The following is a 1,400-nucleotide window of genomic DNA, read 5'->3' on the forward strand; positions in this document are numbered from 1 at the left end:
CCAAAAGTCCCCCGGGGTGCACCTTGAGTTCTAGTGGTCGTCGCAACACCCCAGCTCAGGGGATGCGATGGACTTCAAGATCCGTGAGAGCCGCAAGATACAAGGGCGCCGGAAGTTGCACCGTGAGCGGGAGGAATACTTCCGCCTCGTGCAGCAGGGATTCAGCAACGCCCAGGCAAGCCGCCTCGTCGGCGTCCACCTTCGGACCGGCCGTGAATGGTGTAACGGCCGGCCCAAGGGCGGCAAGAAGCGGCCGAGGCCGCCCGCGCAGCTCGCGTTGGCGGCCTCTTCTCCGTCCCGCTACCTCTCTGAGCCCGAACGCATCCACATCGCCGACCGGGTCCAGGAGAAGGCCACCTTTCGCACGATCGCCGCAGAGTTGGGCCGCAGCCCCTCCACGATCAGCCGGGAGATACGGCGCAACGGTGCTCTCTGGCGTCGCAAGCAGTGGACCTACCGCCCCTACGCCGCCCAGGCCCGCGCGGACGCTCGCCGACCTCGCCCCAAGCCCGGGAAGATCGGCCAGTGCGCCCGGCTGCGGGACTACATCCAGGAGCGTCTGGAAAGACGTTGGAGCCCGGAACAGATAGCCCACCAGCTCCGCCGGGACTTCCCCGAGGACCCGGAGATGCGTGTGACCCACGAGACGATCTACCAGGCGCTCTACGTCCAGGGCCGCGGAGAACTCCGCCGCGAACTCACCAAGGCCTTGCGGACCGGACGGGCCCGCCGACGCCCCCAGCGCCAGGCATACAAGCGTCAGCCACGCTTCGCCACACCCATGGTGATGATCAGCGACCGGCCCGCCGAAGCCGCCGACCGCGCCGTCCCCGGCCACTGGGAAGGCGACTGCATCGTCGGCGCCAACAACGGCTCCGCCATCGGCACACTCGTCGAACGGACGACCCGCTTCACGATGCTGGTTCACCTGCCCCACGGACACCGGGCGGAGCTCTTCCACCAGGCCCTCACCGCCACGATCAGAGAACTGCCGCCCCACCTGCGGCGGTCGCTGACCTGGGACCAGGGCACTGAGATGGCAAGCCACCACCTCTTCTCCACCGCCACAAACATGCCGGTCTACTTCTGCAACCCCGCCAGCCCCTGGCAGCGCGGCTCCAACGAGAACACGAACGGCTTGCTGAGGCAGTACTTCCCCAAGGGCACCAACTTGGCCCGCTACAGCAGCGAGGACCTGGCCGCAGCCGCCGCCGAACTCAACAGCCGCCCACGCAAGACGCTCGGCTGGGAAACCCCAGCCGAGCGTCTGTCTAAACTTCTCGCCACCACACGTCAGTGATCACGTGTTGCAACGACCCCTGGAATTCGCCCACAACACCGGGGGACTTCTGATGGAGGCAGTGCTCGGGGGCACTGTCCCTTTCAACGACCCTCCCGGC

The 1,400-nt window shown here is 67.2% G+C and carries 1 protein-coding gene; it reads left to right on the forward strand.

All coding sequences use genetic code 11. The features are described 5' to 3' along the window. Positions 1-67 precede the first annotated feature (67 nt). On the forward strand, positions 68-1,300 hold the full coding sequence (locus ACZ5PB_RS43430) for an IS30 family transposase (RefSeq protein WP_468699270.1): 1,233 nt from the start codon (positions 68-70) through the stop codon (positions 1,298-1,300). The last annotated feature ends 100 nt before the right edge of the window (positions 1,301-1,400 follow it).

The sequence above is a fragment of the Streptomyces sp. NPDC032721 genome, assembly GCF_055579625.1.

Coding starts and splice junctions, on each gene's coding strand:
- ACZ5PB_RS43430 (WP_468699270.1), top strand. CDS start 68: ATGGACTTCAAGATCCGTGAGAGCCGCAAGATACAAGGGCGCCGGAAG.